This is a genomic window from Cetobacterium sp. (assembly GCF_051658645.1).
In the GTDB taxonomy this organism is placed as follows: domain Bacteria; phylum Fusobacteriota; class Fusobacteriia; order Fusobacteriales; family Fusobacteriaceae; genus Cetobacterium_A.
In genome coordinates this window covers 25052-40136 of sequence record NZ_JBOFMZ010000023.1, presented here as the reverse complement: position 1 = coordinate 40136, position 15085 = coordinate 25052, and the positions used below count along the sequence as shown (strand labels likewise).

Below are 15085 nucleotides of genomic sequence, written 5' to 3'. Positions count from 1 at the left end.
AAACTATACTTTTTTTCAATTATTTGTTTAAAAATTTCTTTAATTCAATACTTTGTGGATTATGAAATATCTCTGCTGGAGATCCAAATTCTAAAACCTTTCCCTCACTTACAAATATTACACAATCTGCAACTTTTTCTGCAAAATGCATCTCATGAGTTACTAGTATCATATCTTTTTTGTCTTTTCTAAGTTCTTTGATTGATTCTAAAATTTCTTTTGTAAGTGCTGGATCTAAAGCTGATGTTGGTTCATCCAACAATAAAACTTTTGGCTTTAAAGCCATCGCTCTTACTATCGCAACTCTTTGTTGTTGCCCACCAGAAAGTTGATGTGGATATTTTTTTCTATGTTCATATAATCGAAATCTACTCAATAATTCTTCTGCTCGTTTTAAAGACTCTTCATAAGATATTTTATGAACTTTTTCTAAAGGCAATATTATATTTTTTAGCGCTGTTAAATGTGGAAATAAATTAAACGCTTGAAAAACAACACCTATTTTTTTTCTATATTCATGCAACTCTTTCTCTATTTCTGGAATAGTTTCATCATTTAAAATTACTTTTCCAGAACCCAAAGTCTCTAAACCAGCTAGAATTCTTAATAGAGTTGATTTTCCACCACCAGATGGACCAATTATAACTACTGAATTAACATCTTTCAAACTTAAATTTAAATTATCTAAAACAATTTGCTCTCCAAAAGCTTTATGTAAATTTTCTATTTTAATTTCCATAACTATACCTCCTTTCTAAATACTTAGAAAAATGAGATATTGGATATGTCAAAATTAAATAACCTATTGCTAAAATACAGTAATTCTCTATTGGTGAAAATGTTAATGAATCTACTTCTTGAACATTTTTAGTAAACTCATTTACTGCAATTATAGATAGTAATGACGAATCCTTTATTAAACTTGCAAATTGTCCTGCCAATGGTGGCATAACTCTCTTTATTACTTGCGGTAATATTATATATCTATATGTTTGAAATCTAGTAAAAGCTAAAGCTTTTGCTGTTTCGAGTTGATTTTTATCAATACTTTCTATTCCACCACGAAGTATTTCACAAACATATGCTCCTGAGAACACTCCCATAATAATAACTCCCATCAAATAACGATTGTTTATACCAAAAGCTGTTCCTACAACATAAAAGAATAAATATATTTGAACTATTAGTGGAGTTCCACGAACCATTTCTGTAAAACCTTTACAAAAATAATATGTTGGTAAAAATCTACCTCTTTGTCCTAAAATTAATAGTGTTCCAATTAAAAAACTAGCAAACAATGAAAAAATTGAAATTATTAACGTCATACTAAATCCTAAGATAAATTTGTATCTATATTTTCCTATTATCCCTTTCCAGTTATATGGATAATCTATTGTATTAAAAGCAAAATAAAAAACTCCTAAAACAAATATAAGTACTAAGGTTATATTAAACCATTTTATTAAAGATTTTTCAGCTTTTTTTTCTGGTTTAAAAAATATAGATTTTAATCTCTCCATTTTAAAACCTAATCAAAGAAGAAAGGTACATTTTTCTCTTTAAAGAAAGCTCTCTCCTCTCCTAAATATTTATCGGCTAATTTATTAAATCCACCATTAGCTTTATATTCATCTATAAAGTCATCTATTTGAGCACCTAAATCATCTTCTCCTTTTCTATAAGCAACAGCCCAAGGTTGAGACTCTGTTTCAAACTGCTCTAATAGTGGCGTTGTAGCTTCAGAATTTTTACTCCAATTTTTATATATTGTTAATGGATCATATATAAATGCATCTACTTTCCCTTGAGAAACCTCAAGAATTATAGCACTTTCTTTATCAAATACTAAAATTTCAGCATTTGGAAAATATTTTTCTGCTACTGTATGACCACTAGTTCCTTTTTTTACCGCTACTTTTTTACCTTTAGCATTTAAATCACTTGATTTTGTTATTCCTGATTTATTATTTACCAACATTGCCAAATAACTTTTAGCATAAGGTTTTGAGAAATTAACCGATAATTTTCTTTCTTCTGTTATTGACATAGATGAAATTACTGCATCTATTTTTTTAGTTTTTAAAGCTGGAATAAGACCACCATAAGCCATATCTTCTATTATAACATCTCTTCCTATAAATTCGCCTAACGCATAAGCCATATCCACACTTATTCCTGTTGGTTTTCCATTTTCATCGGACATTTCAAAAGGTGGATAAGCTAATTCCATTCCTATTATTAAAGGCTGATTTTGAGCAAAAGCAAAACTGCTTAAAAGTAAAGTTAAAGAGAATAATATTTTTTTCATAAACCCCTCCATTTATTCTAATGTTTTATTTCTTCTATCTTTTTATTTCAAAGATATCTCTATTTTTCCTTTATTTAAAAAATACAAAAAATACAAAAAAACCTTAGAACATAGTTCTAAGGTTTATAGTTATCATTACTTTACAGTTACGATATCTGAAGCTTGAGGTCCTCTGTCACCTTGAACTACTTCAAAAGTAACTTCTTCTCCTTCTACTAACTTCTTGAAACCGTCTTTTTTGATTTGAGAGAAGTGTGCGAATACATCTTTCCCGTCTTCACCAGTAATAAATCCAAATCCTTTTTCTTCGTTAAACCATTTAACTGTACCTTTCATTTGATACCTCCATAAATATTTTTATAATTTTATAATTCTACAAATCTTAATCTTTAAATCAGAGGTTAAACAAACTCAAGTTAATCATGGTTTCTCTTCTAAAAATTTTAAAACTTATATTATTACTCTAGAATTATTATACAATATTTCTAAAAAAAAGTAAATATTTTTTTTGTTTTTAAGAACTTTTTTATATTTTTTATATTTTTTTTATGTCTAAATTTGAGTCATCATATTCATATATGAATTATATAATTTAAATTACAAACTAACAAAATAAAAAATAGCCAAATTTAAGTAATTACTGAACCTGTATAAGTTTTCTTCTTTTTTTTAAAAAAAATTTTTTTAATTTTAAAAGAAAAGTTATATCTTTTTGTAATATAATATAATATAATAACTTAAATTTAAGAAATAGAAGGGGGAAATTTCTATGGATCATACTCTTTATAAAAAATTTGGAGCTCATATAAAAAAAGTCGACGGGAAAACTGGAGTTTTTTTTAGTTTGTACGCACCTAATGCTATAAATATTTCAATTGTCGGAGATTTTAACGATTGGAACGGTCAACAAAACAGTATGATAAAAGATAACGCTACAAATATCTGGTCTCTATTCGTTCCTGATTTGGAAGAAGGAACGATATATAAATATATGATTACAGATAAAAATGGTAACTCATTTTTAAAAAGTGATCCTTTTGCATTTTATTCTGAAATAAGGCCTAACACTGCTTCAGTTGTTTATAATCCTTTTAAAGCTTTCGAATGGGAAGACGGCGAATGGCTCGATAAAAAAGCAGCAGAAAACAGCTATAAAAAACCAATCAGTATTTATGAACTACATTTAGGCTCTTGGAAAAGAAACTATAATCGTGGTGAAGGCCCTGAAGATGGTCGAGAATTTCTAAACTACAAAGAAATCGCCGAGCAACTTGTGCCTTATATTTTAGAAACAGGTTTTACGCACGTTGAAATTTTACCTCTTACAGAACATCCTTTAGATGAGTCATGGGGTTATCAAGGAGTAGGATATTTTTCTATTACAAGTAGATTCGGAACTCCTGAAGATTTCAAGCACTTTGTAAACATTTGTCACAAATCTGGAATTGGGGTAATTCTAGACTGGGTTCCTGGACATTTTTGTAAAGATGCTCACGGACTATATAGATTTGACGGAACACCTCTTTTCGAATACGACCATGGGATTTTAGGGGAAAATCCAGTATGGGGAACTGCCAATTTTGATTTCACAAAACCCTTTGTAAAAAACTTTTTATTATCTAGCGCAACTTTTTTATTTGAATATTTTCATATAGATGGAATTAGAGCAGATGCAATCTCAAACCTTTTATATCTCGAGTATGCCCGTGAAAAAACAGGATTAAAAAACGCTCTTGGTGGAGATGCTAAATTAGAAGCTATCGATTTTTTAAAAACACTAAACGAAACAATTTTCAAACTCTATAAAAACCCTCTAATGATTGCCGAAGAAGCTACTTCTTGGCCTTTAGTTACCGCCCCAAGCTATAATGGCGGACTTGGATTTAACTATAAATGGAATATGGGTTGGATGAATGATATGTTAAAATACATGTCTTACTCACCTCAAGAAAGACAAAAACATCAAAATCTATTAACTTTTTCTCTTATGTATGCTTTTAGTGAAAACTATGTTTTAGCACTATCTCACGATGAAGTTGTACATGGAAAAAAGTCTCTTTTAGATAGAATGAGTGGAGATTATATCCAGAAATTCGATTCTCTTCGTATGTTCTATGGATTTATGATTGGGCACCCTGGAAAAAAATTGATTTTTATGGGTGGTGAAATTGGTCAATTCATAGAATGGAGATGCCACGAAGAACTCGAGTGGAAACTTTTAAAATATCCACAACACGATGCTTTAAAAACTTATATTGGTAAACTAAACCAGTTTTATAAATCAGAACCCGCTCTTTGGGAAAAAGATTCTTCTTCAGAAGGATTTGAATGGATAAATCATAAAAATCAAACTCAGAAACTTGTAACCTTTATTCGAAAAGGTGATAACCCAGAAGACTTTATTTTAGTTGTTTGTAATTTTACAAACAATCAATATTTCAATCATACAATCGGTGTGCCTAGAATGGCCGAATACATTGAAGTTTTTAATAGTGATAAAGATACTTTTGGTGGAAGTAACGAATTAAATCAGAAAATGATTAAGCCAATAAATAGAGAATTTGATGATCAACCATTCTCTATTTCAATTAATATAGCTCCACTTTGTACACTATTTTTAAAACCAATATTCAAAAAAAGGGGGAATTAAAAAATGAAAAAGAAAATGATCGCTATGATTTTAGCTGGGGGGCAAGGTAGTCGATTAAAAAAATTGACAAAAGATGTTGCAAAACCTGCTGTTCCATTTGGAGGGAAATATAGAATTATAGATTTTCCACTAAGCAACTGTGTTAACTCAGGTATTGATACTGTTGGGGTTTTAGTTCAATACAAACCATTTCTTTTAAGTAGACACATCGGTATTGGAAGTTCTTGGGATTTAGATATTGAAGGAGCTGGAGTTAGTATTCTACCTCCATACTCAACAGAAAATGGCAATTGCTGGTATAAAGGAACCGCTGATGCTATCTACCAAAACGAAAACTACATTGATATGTATAATCCTGAATATGTTCTTATTCTTTCTGGAGATCATATTTATAAAATGGATTATGATAAAATGTTAGATTTCCATATTGCTCAAAAAGCTGCTGCTACTGTTGCTGTTATTGATGTTCCATTAGATGAAGCATCTCGTTTTGGAATTATGAATACTGATGAAAATGGAGCAATTTATGAGTTCGATGAAAAACCTTTAAAACCTAAAAGTACTCTAGCAAGCATGGGTATATATATATTTAACTGGTCTGTACTTAAAAAAGCTTTAAGAGAAGATCAATCAGATACAACTTCTGAAAAAGATTTTGGTAAAAATATAATTCCAAATTTATTAGAGCAACGTGAAAAATTAATGGCATATCCTTTCTCTGGCTACTGGAAAGATGTTGGAACTATTGAAAGCTTATGGGCTTCTAATATGGATCTACTAGATAGCTCAAATCCTATAGATTTATTTGATAAAAAGTGGAGAATTTATTCTCAAGCAACAAATAAACCTGGGCATTTATTAGAAGAAACAGCATCTATTAAAAACTCTATAATTTCAGAAGGATGTATTATTAAAGGCGAGGTTATAAACTCTGTTATTTCTGCTGAAGTTGTTATTGAAGAGGGAGCTAGAGTTTATAATAGTGTTGTTTTAGCTGGAGCTGTTATAAAAAAAGATAGCTATATTGATAGAATTATTTTAGGCGAAAATGTTATTGTCGAAGAAGGACAACAATTTGGAAAAAAAGATGAAATATTATTTATCACTGGGGAGGAAAAATAATGCTATCAAACTACACTGGAATTATAACATCTTTTGAGAGCAAAGAACTTTTAAAAGCTTTAACAGAAAATAGAGGAGTTGCAACTGTTCCTATTGCTGGGAAATATCGTGCAATTGACTTTCCACTTTCATATATGAGAAATGCTGGAGTTAATAATATACACGTGCTTTCTAGCAAAAATTGTCGTTCATTAAAAAATCATCTTGATGTATCAAAATCTTGGGGTCTTAATAGAAAAAATGGTGGACTTACTCTTCATAGTGATAATTCTAATACTGATACTGAATTATTGCTTGAAAATTTTGATGACCTATTAGAAAACAAAGAAGGAATGGTTGTTATTGCTCCTACATATATGATCGCTAACATTGATTTAGAAGCAGCAATACAGTTCCATGAACTTTCTGATAACGATATCACTGTTATATACAAAACTATAGACGATTTGAATGAAAATTTTGTTGGATGTGACATCTTAGAATTCAACGAAAAAAATCATCTAAATAGAATTTTTGCTAACTATCTACCTAAAAAAAATAAAAATATATCAACTGAAATATTCTTATTGAAAAAATCACTGTTAATATCTTTAATTTTATCAAAGCCAACTCGTGATTTAAGTTTAAAAGACGTTATTTACAGAAGCAGAAATAATTTAAATATAGGGGGATTTGAGCATAAAGAGTATCTTTCTTGTTTAAATTCACTATCTAATTTCTTTAAAACCAATATGGATTTAATTGAAACAAAAATCTTAAAAGAACTATTTTTCAATGAAAATAGACCAATATTTAGTAAAGTTAAAGACTCAATTCCTACTCATTATTTAAATAATGCAGTTGTTAAAAACTCTATAATTTCAAACGAATGTTTAGTTGATGGAACTGTTAAAAACAGTGTTCTTTCTAGATATGTTACTGTTGAAAAAGGAGCTTATTTAGAAAACTGTATTATTCTTCAAAACTGTATAATTAAATCTGGTACGAATTTAAAAAACGTTATTGTTGATAAAAATGTTGTTTTAGAAAGCACAGAGCTTGAAGGAAATCCTTTCTATCCTCTTGTTATTCAAAAAAAATATAAGTTTTAATCTGAACAGGAGGAAAAAAATTGAAAAATATTAATCTACTTTTTGCTACTTCAGAAGCTGATCCATTTTTAAAAGTAGGAGGGCTCGGGGATGTTTCCCTTGCTCTTCCTAAAGCTTTAAAAAAAGTTGGAGTTAACGCCAAAGTTATTCTTCCTAAAAATGGAAATATACCTCAAAAATTCGTTGATAAAATGAATTTTATAGGTGATTTTACAGTTCCTGTCGGTTGGAGAAATCAATATGCTGGTCTTTTTCATTGTGAACATGATGGTGTTGATTTTTATTTTATAGATAATGAGTACTATTTTAAAAGACATGTTCCCTATGGACATTATGATGACGGTGAAATTTTCTCTTTCTACTGTAGAGCTGTTTTAGAGGCAGTTCGAATTATTCCTAACTTTATTCCAGATGTTATTCATTGTAACGATTGGCATACTGGTATGATTCCTGTTCTTTTAAAAGCTTTTTATAAAGAAGATAACCTTTTTAAAAATATAAAAACTGTTTTCACTATACACAACTTAAAATATCAAGGTGTTTTTTCTCCTAATATTTTAGGAGAACTTTTAGGTTTAGACGGTTCATATTATTCAGAGGACAAACTAAAATTTTATGATGGTGTTTCATTTATGAAAGGTGGACTCATTTATTCTGATGTTGTTACAACTGTAAGCGAAACATATTCAAAAGAGATTACTTATCCTTTCTATGGCGAGAAATTAGATGGGCTTATCATAGAGCTTGGAGATAAGGTTCACGGTATTGTAAATGGAATCGACTATAATTTATATGACCCTAGAAAAGATGATAAACTTTTTACTAAATTTGGGCTTAGTAATTTAAAGAAAAAAGCTGTCAATAAAACCGAGCTTCAAAAAAGATTGGGATTGCCTGTAGATGAAAATATTTTCATGGTTGGATTAGTCTCACGTCTAGTTAGTCAAAAAGGTCTTGATCTTATAAAATCTGTAATGGATGATATTTTAAATATAAATTTACAGTTTGTCGTTTTAGGAACTGGAGATGTTCAATATGAAGATCTATTTAATTACTACTCATATACTCATGAAGATAAACTATCTGCTAATATAACTTTTAGTGATGAATTAGCAAGAAAAATTTACGGAGCTTCAGATTTATTTTTGATGCCATCTCTTTTTGAACCTTGTGGTATTGGGCAACTTACAGCTATGAGATATGGAACTATTCCTTTAGTTCGAGAAACTGGTGGATTAAAAGATACCGTTTCTGATTTTGATAAAACTACTTTAAAAGGAACTGGTTTTGTTTTTCAGAACTACAATGCACATGATATGTTATTTAAATTAGAAGCCGCTGCTGAAATCTTCTATAAAAATAAAAAAGCTTGGACTGCACTTACTCGATCAGCTATGAAATACAATTCCGAATGGAAAGAATCTGCAAAAAAATATAAATCACTTTACGGGGGAATTTTATGAAATTAAATAAAAATCAATTTAAAGAAGATTATATAAAAAGACTTACTCTAACTTTTGCACAAACACCTACTGAAGCTTCTTTAGAGCACAAATATTTAGCTCTAGGAAAACTTGTAAGAGATTATATAACAGAGATGTGGGCTGATACAAATAATACCTATGTAAAAAAACAATCAAAACAGATATATTATTTTTCAATGGAGTTTTTAATTGGAAGACTATTAAATTCATATCTTTTAAATTTAAATATAAGAAACACTGTTCAAGATGGATTAAAAGATTTAGGAATTGATTTAGAAGAGCTGCTTGCTGTTGAGCCTGATCCTGCTCTTGGTAACGGTGGACTTGGAAGGCTTGCTGCTTGCTTTATGGATTCACTTGCTTCTTTGGGTTTACCTGGACATGGTTGTGGTATTCGATTTAAACATGGTCTTTTCAATCAAAAAATTGTAAATGGTTATCAAAAAGAACTTTTAAACAACTGGTTGAAAGAGGATTTTCTTTGGGAGATAAAAAAACCAGAAAAAAGTGTTGTTATTAAATTTGGTGGTAATGTTGTTTTAACTAAAACACATCACGGTTTAGAACCAGTGTACTCTGGATGTGAAGAAATAGTTGCGGTTCCATATGATATTCCTATTTTAGGTTCTAGTAGAGAAACTGTAAATACTCTAAGACTTTTTAGTGCTGAGTTACCTGATGAAGAAATTGATTTAGGTGGTTTGCAAAAAGGAGATTATCAAAAGTATATAGATAAAAAATATGCTGTCGAAGCAATTTCACAAGTTTTATATCCTGATGATTCTAGTTTTCAAGGTAAACTTTTACGTCTAAAACAAGAGTATTTCTTTGTTAGTGCTGGTCTTCAAACAATTCTAAAAAAATATAGAAAATTAAAAGAACCAATTCATAGATTTTCTGATTTTATTGGAATTCATATAAACGATACACATCCAGCTATAGCTGTTGGAGAACTTATGAGACTACTTTTAGATGAAGAAAAATTAGATTGGGATACAGCTTGGGATATAACAGTTAAAACTCTTGCTTATACAAATCACACTATCTTATCTGAAGCTATGGAAAAGTGGCCTTATGATATGTTTAGAAAAACTATTCCTAGAATTCTTATGATTATAGAAGAAATCGATCGAAGATTCTGTGAAGAAATCAACAAAAAATATAACAATGATATTTACAAAATTAACTCTATGAAAATAATTTACAATGGTGAAATTAGAATGGCTAATTTAGCTATTGTCGGTTCTCATTCAGTAAATGGAGTAGCTAAAATTCATACTGAAATTTTAAAAAGTCGTGAATTAAAAGATTTTTATTTATTCTATCCTGAAAAGTTTAATAATAAAACAAATGGAATAACTCATAGAAGATGGCTTAAAAATGCTAATCCTGAACTCTATAAATTAGTTATTGAAAATAGTGGTAATGAATGCATTGAAGATACGAATAAATTTATTAACTTCTTAAAATGTACAAATGACGAAGACGTTTTACAAAAACTCGATAAAATTAAATTAAATAATAAAGAAAAGGTTGTTCGATTTGTTAAAAGAAATTATAACATTGATATCAATCCGTTCTCTATTTTCGATGTGCAAATAAAAAGATTGCATGCATATAAGCGACAGCTTCTAAATGTTTTTCATATTATGTATCTTTACAATCAACTTAAAGAAAATCCAGAACTTGATATTGTTCCTAGAACCTTCTTCTTTGGAGCAAAAGCAGCTCCATCTTATTATTTAGCTAAAAATATTATAAAACTTATAACTTCAGTTGCTGAAGTTGTAAATAACGACGCTAGTATTAGAAATAAAATCAAAGTTGTTTTTCTTGAAAACTATGGTGTTTCTATAGCTGAATTAATAATCCCTGCTGGAGATGTAAGTGAGCAAATTTCTACTGCATCAAAAGAAGCTTCTGGAACAGGAAATATGAAGTTGATGATGAATGGAGCTATAACGTTAGCTACTCTTGATGGAGCTAACGTTGAAATTTATGATGAAGTTGGAGATGATAATATTGTTATCTTTGGTTTGACTTCTCAAGAAGTTATGGAGCTTGAAAAAAATCGTAGCTATAATTATAAAGAGTTTTTAGATTCTAATCCTGATTTACAAAAGATTATTCATCAACTCAAAGATGGTACTTTCTCAAGTAATCATGATGAATTTAACGATATATTAAACCATATTTTTGGTGAAGGTGATCCTTACTTCGTTTTAAAAGATTTCCCTGCTTATATTGATGCTCAATTTAAAATCAACACTCTCTATGAAAATAGAAAAGGTTGGCTTCAAATGTGTTTAGCAAATATAGCTCATTCAGGTAAATTCTCTTCTGATAACAGTATTAAAAATTATGCTGAAGATATTTGGCATATAAAGGAGGTAAAAAAAGGTGAATAGCATCTCTTACTTTTTACAGCCTGATTCTATCTTATTTAATTCTCAAGATATTGATTTTAAAATGCCGTTTGGTGCCACAGCTTGTGGTGAAGAAATAACTTTTAATATATTAACAGAAGTATCAATAAACTGTTTAGATGTTAGATTAATACTAAAAAATGGTAAAGAATCAGAGTTTAAGTTGTATAAAAAGAAAGAGAAAAAAATAAGAGACCGTGACTATATAGTCTGGTCTCTTCATTTTAAGACACCTTCTCTTCCTAAAACTCTTTTCTATCACTTTAAATTTTTAATTGGAAATAGCAACTCTATTTTTTATTACGGAAACAACTCTTTAGGATTGGGTGGCGTTGGTAGTATCTATGAAAATCATCCAATTGATTATCAAATAACTCTTTTTTATAAAAACAACCCCTCTCCAAAGTGGTTTAAAGAAAGTATTGCATATCAAATATTTCCAGATAGATTCTGCAATGCTAATCGTGATGGTAAATTAAATGCCACAAAAGAAAATAGTTTTATTTATGGTCGTTGGAATGATAAACCTATGTATATCAAAAACTCAAAAGGAGAGATTGTTCGATGGGATTTTTTTGGTGGTAATTTAAAGGGAATTACACAAAATATAGGCTATTTAAAAGATTTAAATGTAGGCACTCTTTATCTTAATCCTATATTTGAAGCTACTAGTAATCACAGATATGATACAACGAACTATCATAATATCGATCCTATTCTTGGAACTTTAAAAGATTTTAAAGAGATGGTTAGAGAGTGTAAGCAACGTGGAATTTGTACAATATTAGATGGTGTCTTTAATCATACTGGTAAAGATAGTATCTACTTTAAAGATGCTTCTAGATCTACAAAATCTCCTTTTTATTCTTGGTATAGATTCAAAGAGTATCCTTATGATTATGATTCTTGGTGGGGAATTAAAGATCTGCCTTGTGTAAATGAATTAGAACCTAGTTTTTTTAAATATATTGTTGAAGGTGAAAATAGTGTTGTTAATCACTGGATGAAAACTGGAATCAAAGGTTGGAGGTTAGATGTTGCTGATGAGCTACCAAGTTTCTTTATTGAAAACTTTAGGTATAAATGTAAAAAAATTGATTCTGATGCAATCATAATTGGAGAAGTTTGGGAAGATGCTAGTAATAAGATAAGTTATGGTCAAAGAAGAGAGTATTTCAATGGAAAACAACTTGATTCTGTTATGAACTATCCTCTTAGAACTTATTTACTCAATTTTTATAATGGTTCAATTGATAGTGAAACTCTTTTAAAATATATGAACTCTTTAAGAGAAAATTATCCAGCAGAAAACTATTTCTCAAATTATAACCTTTTAAGCAGTCATGATGTAAAACGGATTAAAACTTCTGTAAAAGATATTGTGAAATGCTTTAATATTGATACCCAACTTCAGGGTGCTGCTGTAACTAGAGTTTTAAAATCTTTAAGTTTAATTCAATTTACACTTCCAGGGGTACCTGTAATATATTATGGAGATGAAGTTGGATTAGAAGGAGGTAAAGACCCTGACAACAGAAGAACTTATCCTTGGGGTTCTGAAGACAGCAATCTTTTAAAATGGTATCAAAAAATTACATCTTTAAGATACAATTCTAAGATTTTAAAAAAAGGTGAGGTGAAATTCTTCTCTCCACATCCTGATGTTTTTGGATATATTAGGTATCTACCTAATACAAATGACTTTATTGGAGTTATAAGTAATCGTAGCCCTTATAAATCTAAATTTTTTAAATTAAATTTAAAGGAATTAGTCGGGCAGTTTAGTAATAATATTACGACTGACATATATCTTTGGAATGAATCCCTAATCGTTCCAATAGATTCATCTACTGATTTCCCAATAAAAATCCCCCCACTAAAGACACTTTTGTTTAGTAGTAAAAGTGTCTAAAAAAAAGCCGAGCACCCCCCCTGCTCGGCTTTTTTCCTATTTAGATTTCATATTCTTTTGGAATTATTCCCTTCTCTTTCCAATCTTGAATTGGAATTTCTAACTCTGCTATTTTACCATGTCTGATATCTAAAATCCATCCATGTATTTTTGGATATTTTCCACTTTCTATTTTATTTCTTATAATAGCTATTTCAAATATATGCTTTAATTGCTCTAACACATTTAATTCTGTTAGCCTATCTAATCTTTCTTCTTCGGTTTTTAAGTTTTCTAACTCTTCTTTATTTTCAACCTCAATTTTTTTTATCGGCATTAACCAACTCGAAATTATAGACGAGTCTCTACATTTATCATGAGCAGTTTTTATTCCACCACACTCATAGTGTCCTGAAACAATTATATGTTTTACCTCAAGTTGTTCTACAGCATACTCTAGAGTAGCTAAAAAATTCATATCATTTGGAAAAACTTGATTTGCTATATTTCTATGGATAAAAAAACTTCCAGGTTCACTTTGTGTAAAAGTATCAATTGGCATTCTACTATCTGAACACCCAATATATAAAAACGGTGGATTTTGTCCTTTAGATAGTTTTTCAAAATAATCTTTATCTAAATCCAATTTTTTTTGAACCCAGTCTAAATTTTCTTTTAATAAATCATTGTAATTTTGCATCTTTCTCCTCCTTCAATTATATAGAGTATTTCGAATATTATACTATACTTTACAATTTTTCTCTAGTTTTTTAAAAATAAATTGTGTGATAAAAAAATAAAAAAGCTTGCTTTTTATCAAAAGTTGACTTATAATTCAAGTAGTGATTTTAATTATAAATCATTTAAATATACGACAAAAGATATCAAAGTATTAATCTTTGATAATAGCTACTAATATAAATATAAAAAATAGAGAATATATAAGGAGTGCAATTATGAGTTCAAAAATTATGAGTTCGAAAGATACTGTTACTAATTTATTAAAAGGTGCAGGTATTGATATTAATAATGAAAATTCTGGTTTAATTACTGTTAATGATGAAAGTTTTTATAAAAAGATTTTAGTAAACGGATCTCTTGGATTAGGAGAAGGATACGTAGATAAAACTTGGGAATCTGAGCATGTAGATCAATTCATTTTCAAAATTTTAAGAGGAAACTTAGAGGATAAATATAATACTCAATTAGCTCTTAATGCAGTAAAAGAAAGATTTAAAGATATGATGAATCCACAAAGTATTTTTAACTCTAAAAAAGATATTTCATTTCATTATGATACTGGAAACAACCTATTCTACAATATGTTAGACAAAAGAATGGTTTATACTTGTGGATATTGGAAAAATGCAAAAAATTTAGATGAAGCTCAAGAGCACAAATTAGATTTAATTTGTAAAAAGATAGGTTTAAAACCTGGAATGACAGTTTTAGATGTTGGTTGTGGTTGGGGACCTTTCATGAAATATGCAGCTGAAAAGTATGGTGCTATATGTACTGGTATTACTCTTTCTAAAGAACAAATAAAATTAGGAGAAGAACTTTGTGAAGGACTTCCAGTTACTTTTGTTTATAAAGATTATAGAGAATTTGAAAGTGAGCAATTTGATAGAGTTGTTTCAGTTGGAATGTTTGAACATGTTGGATATCAAAACTACACTACTTTTATGAATAAAATGTCAACTTTATTGAAAGATGACGGTGTTTTCTTATTACATACAATTGGTGGATTAAAAAGCAATCCTCAAGCTGATCCTTGGATCAAAAAATACATCTTCCCAAATGGTTCAATTCCTTCAATTGAAGCAATTGGAAAATCTATTGAAAGTACTTTCTTTATGGAAGATTGGCATGATTTTGGACAAGATTATGATAAGACTCTTATGTGTTGGCATGAAAACTTTATCAAAAATTGGGATAAAATTAAAGATGAATACGATGAGAAATTTAAAAGAGTATGGGAATACTACTTACTTTCTTGTGCAGGAGCATTTAGAGCTAAAGATTTAGGTTTATGGCAAATTGTTTTAACTAAAAAGAAATTAGATAAATTAGAATATAGATATTAATTTTTTCTTCAAAAAAAAGACACCTT

At 29.2% G+C, this 15085-nt stretch carries 12 protein-coding genes; 7 read left to right on the top strand and 5 right to left on the bottom strand.

Annotated features, from left to right (window positions below):
* Positions 1 to 19 precede the first annotated feature (19 nt).
* From ACRCZX_RS01700 to ACRCZX_RS01685, 4 genes are all read right to left on the bottom strand, one after another.
* Positions 20 to 739, bottom strand: a complete 720-nt coding sequence (locus ACRCZX_RS01700; protein WP_438581214.1) for an amino acid ABC transporter ATP-binding protein — start codon at positions 737 to 739, stop codon at positions 20 to 22.
* Positions 729 to 1520, bottom strand: coding sequence for an amino acid ABC transporter permease (locus ACRCZX_RS01695; protein ID WP_438581213.1), 792 nt, complete (start codon positions 1518 to 1520; stop codon positions 729 to 731). Before ACRCZX_RS01695 ends, ACRCZX_RS01700 begins: the two co-directional genes overlap by 11 nt.
* A gap of 8 nt (positions 1521 to 1528) precedes the next feature.
* The gene (locus ACRCZX_RS01690; protein WP_438581212.1) at positions 1529 to 2308 is read right to left on the bottom strand and encodes a transporter substrate-binding domain-containing protein; all 780 of its coding nucleotides are present in this window, start codon (positions 2306 to 2308) and stop codon (positions 1529 to 1531) included.
* Positions 2309 to 2443: 135 nt separating this feature from the next.
* Positions 2444 to 2644 carry a cold-shock protein gene (locus ACRCZX_RS01685; RefSeq protein WP_438581211.1) on the bottom strand — a complete coding sequence of 67 codons (201 nt, stop codon included), beginning with the start codon at positions 2642 to 2644 and terminating at the stop codon, positions 2444 to 2446.
* A gap of 433 nt (positions 2645 to 3077) precedes the next feature.
* Here ACRCZX_RS01685 and glgB point away from each other — a divergent pair, with 433 nt between their 5' ends.
* Genes glgB through ACRCZX_RS01655 form a run of 6 tightly spaced genes read left to right on the top strand, consistent with a single transcriptional unit; the run spans position 3078 to position 12993 of the window.
* Positions 3078 to 4958, top strand: a complete 1881-nt coding sequence (gene glgB, locus ACRCZX_RS01680; RefSeq protein WP_438581210.1) for a 1,4-alpha-glucan branching protein GlgB — start codon at positions 3078 to 3080, stop codon at positions 4956 to 4958.
* A 3-nt stretch (positions 4959 to 4961) separates the two neighbouring features.
* Positions 4962 to 6080, top strand: coding sequence for a glucose-1-phosphate adenylyltransferase (locus ACRCZX_RS01675; RefSeq protein ID WP_438581209.1), 1119 nt, complete (start codon positions 4962 to 4964; stop codon positions 6078 to 6080).
* On the top strand, positions 6080 to 7171 hold the full coding sequence (gene glgD / locus ACRCZX_RS01670; RefSeq protein WP_438581208.1) for a glucose-1-phosphate adenylyltransferase subunit GlgD: 1092 nt from the start codon (positions 6080 to 6082) through the stop codon (positions 7169 to 7171). Before ACRCZX_RS01675 ends, glgD begins: the two co-directional genes overlap by 1 nt.
* 20 nt (positions 7172 to 7191) lie before the next feature.
* Positions 7192 to 8634: a glycogen synthase GlgA gene (gene glgA / locus ACRCZX_RS01665; protein WP_438581207.1), complete on the top strand. Its 1443-nt coding sequence runs from the start codon at positions 7192 to 7194 to the stop codon at positions 8632 to 8634.
* Complete coding sequence (locus tag ACRCZX_RS01660) at positions 8631 to 11063, top strand: glycogen/starch/alpha-glucan phosphorylase (protein WP_438581206.1); 2433 nt, start codon at positions 8631 to 8633, stop codon at positions 11061 to 11063. The genes glgA and ACRCZX_RS01660 overlap by 4 nt, the downstream gene beginning before the upstream one ends.
* Positions 11056 to 12993, top strand: coding sequence for a glycoside hydrolase family 13 protein (locus tag ACRCZX_RS01655; RefSeq protein ID WP_438581205.1), 1938 nt, complete (start codon positions 11056 to 11058; stop codon positions 12991 to 12993). Before ACRCZX_RS01660 ends, ACRCZX_RS01655 begins: the two co-directional genes overlap by 8 nt.
* A gap of 40 nt (positions 12994 to 13033) precedes the next feature.
* On the opposite strand, the gene ACRCZX_RS01650 is transcribed toward ACRCZX_RS01655, so the two are convergent.
* The gene (locus ACRCZX_RS01650; protein ID WP_438581204.1) at positions 13034 to 13672 is read right to left on the bottom strand and encodes a carbonic anhydrase; all 639 of its coding nucleotides are present in this window, start codon (positions 13670 to 13672) and stop codon (positions 13034 to 13036) included.
* A 256-nt stretch (positions 13673 to 13928) separates the two neighbouring features.
* On the opposite strand from ACRCZX_RS01650, the gene cfa reads away from it, so the two are divergent.
* Positions 13929 to 15059, top strand: a complete 1131-nt coding sequence (gene cfa / locus ACRCZX_RS01645; RefSeq protein WP_438581203.1) for a cyclopropane fatty acyl phospholipid synthase — start codon at positions 13929 to 13931, stop codon at positions 15057 to 15059.
* The last annotated feature ends 26 nt before the right edge of the window (positions 15060 to 15085 follow it).

Excerpts from the sequence above, each read along its gene's own strand:
- ACRCZX_RS01700 (WP_438581214.1), bottom strand. The coding sequence starts at position 739 with ATGGAAATTAAAATAGAAAATTTACATAAAGCTTTTGGAGAGCAAATT.
- ACRCZX_RS01695 (WP_438581213.1), bottom strand. The coding sequence starts at position 1,520 with ATGGAGAGATTAAAATCTATATTTTTTAAACCAGAAAAAAAAGCTGAA.
- ACRCZX_RS01690 (WP_438581212.1), bottom strand. The coding sequence starts at position 2,308 with ATGAAAAAAATATTATTCTCTTTAACTTTACTTTTAAGCAGTTTTGCT.
- ACRCZX_RS01685 (WP_438581211.1), bottom strand. The coding sequence starts at position 2,644 with ATGAAAGGTACAGTTAAATGGTTTAACGAAGAAAAAGGATTTGGATTT.
- glgB (WP_438581210.1), top strand. The coding sequence starts at position 3,078 with ATGGATCATACTCTTTATAAAAAATTTGGAGCTCATATAAAAAAAGTC.
- ACRCZX_RS01675 (WP_438581209.1), top strand. The coding sequence starts at position 4,962 with ATGAAAAAGAAAATGATCGCTATGATTTTAGCTGGGGGGCAAGGTAGT.
- glgD (WP_438581208.1), top strand. The coding sequence starts at position 6,080 with ATGCTATCAAACTACACTGGAATTATAACATCTTTTGAGAGCAAAGAA.
- ACRCZX_RS01660 (WP_438581206.1), top strand. The coding sequence starts at position 8,631 with ATGAAATTAAATAAAAATCAATTTAAAGAAGATTATATAAAAAGACTT.
- ACRCZX_RS01650 (WP_438581204.1), bottom strand. The coding sequence starts at position 13,672 with ATGCAAAATTACAATGATTTATTAAAAGAAAATTTAGACTGGGTTCAA.
- cfa (WP_438581203.1), top strand. The coding sequence starts at position 13,929 with ATGAGTTCAAAAATTATGAGTTCGAAAGATACTGTTACTAATTTATTA.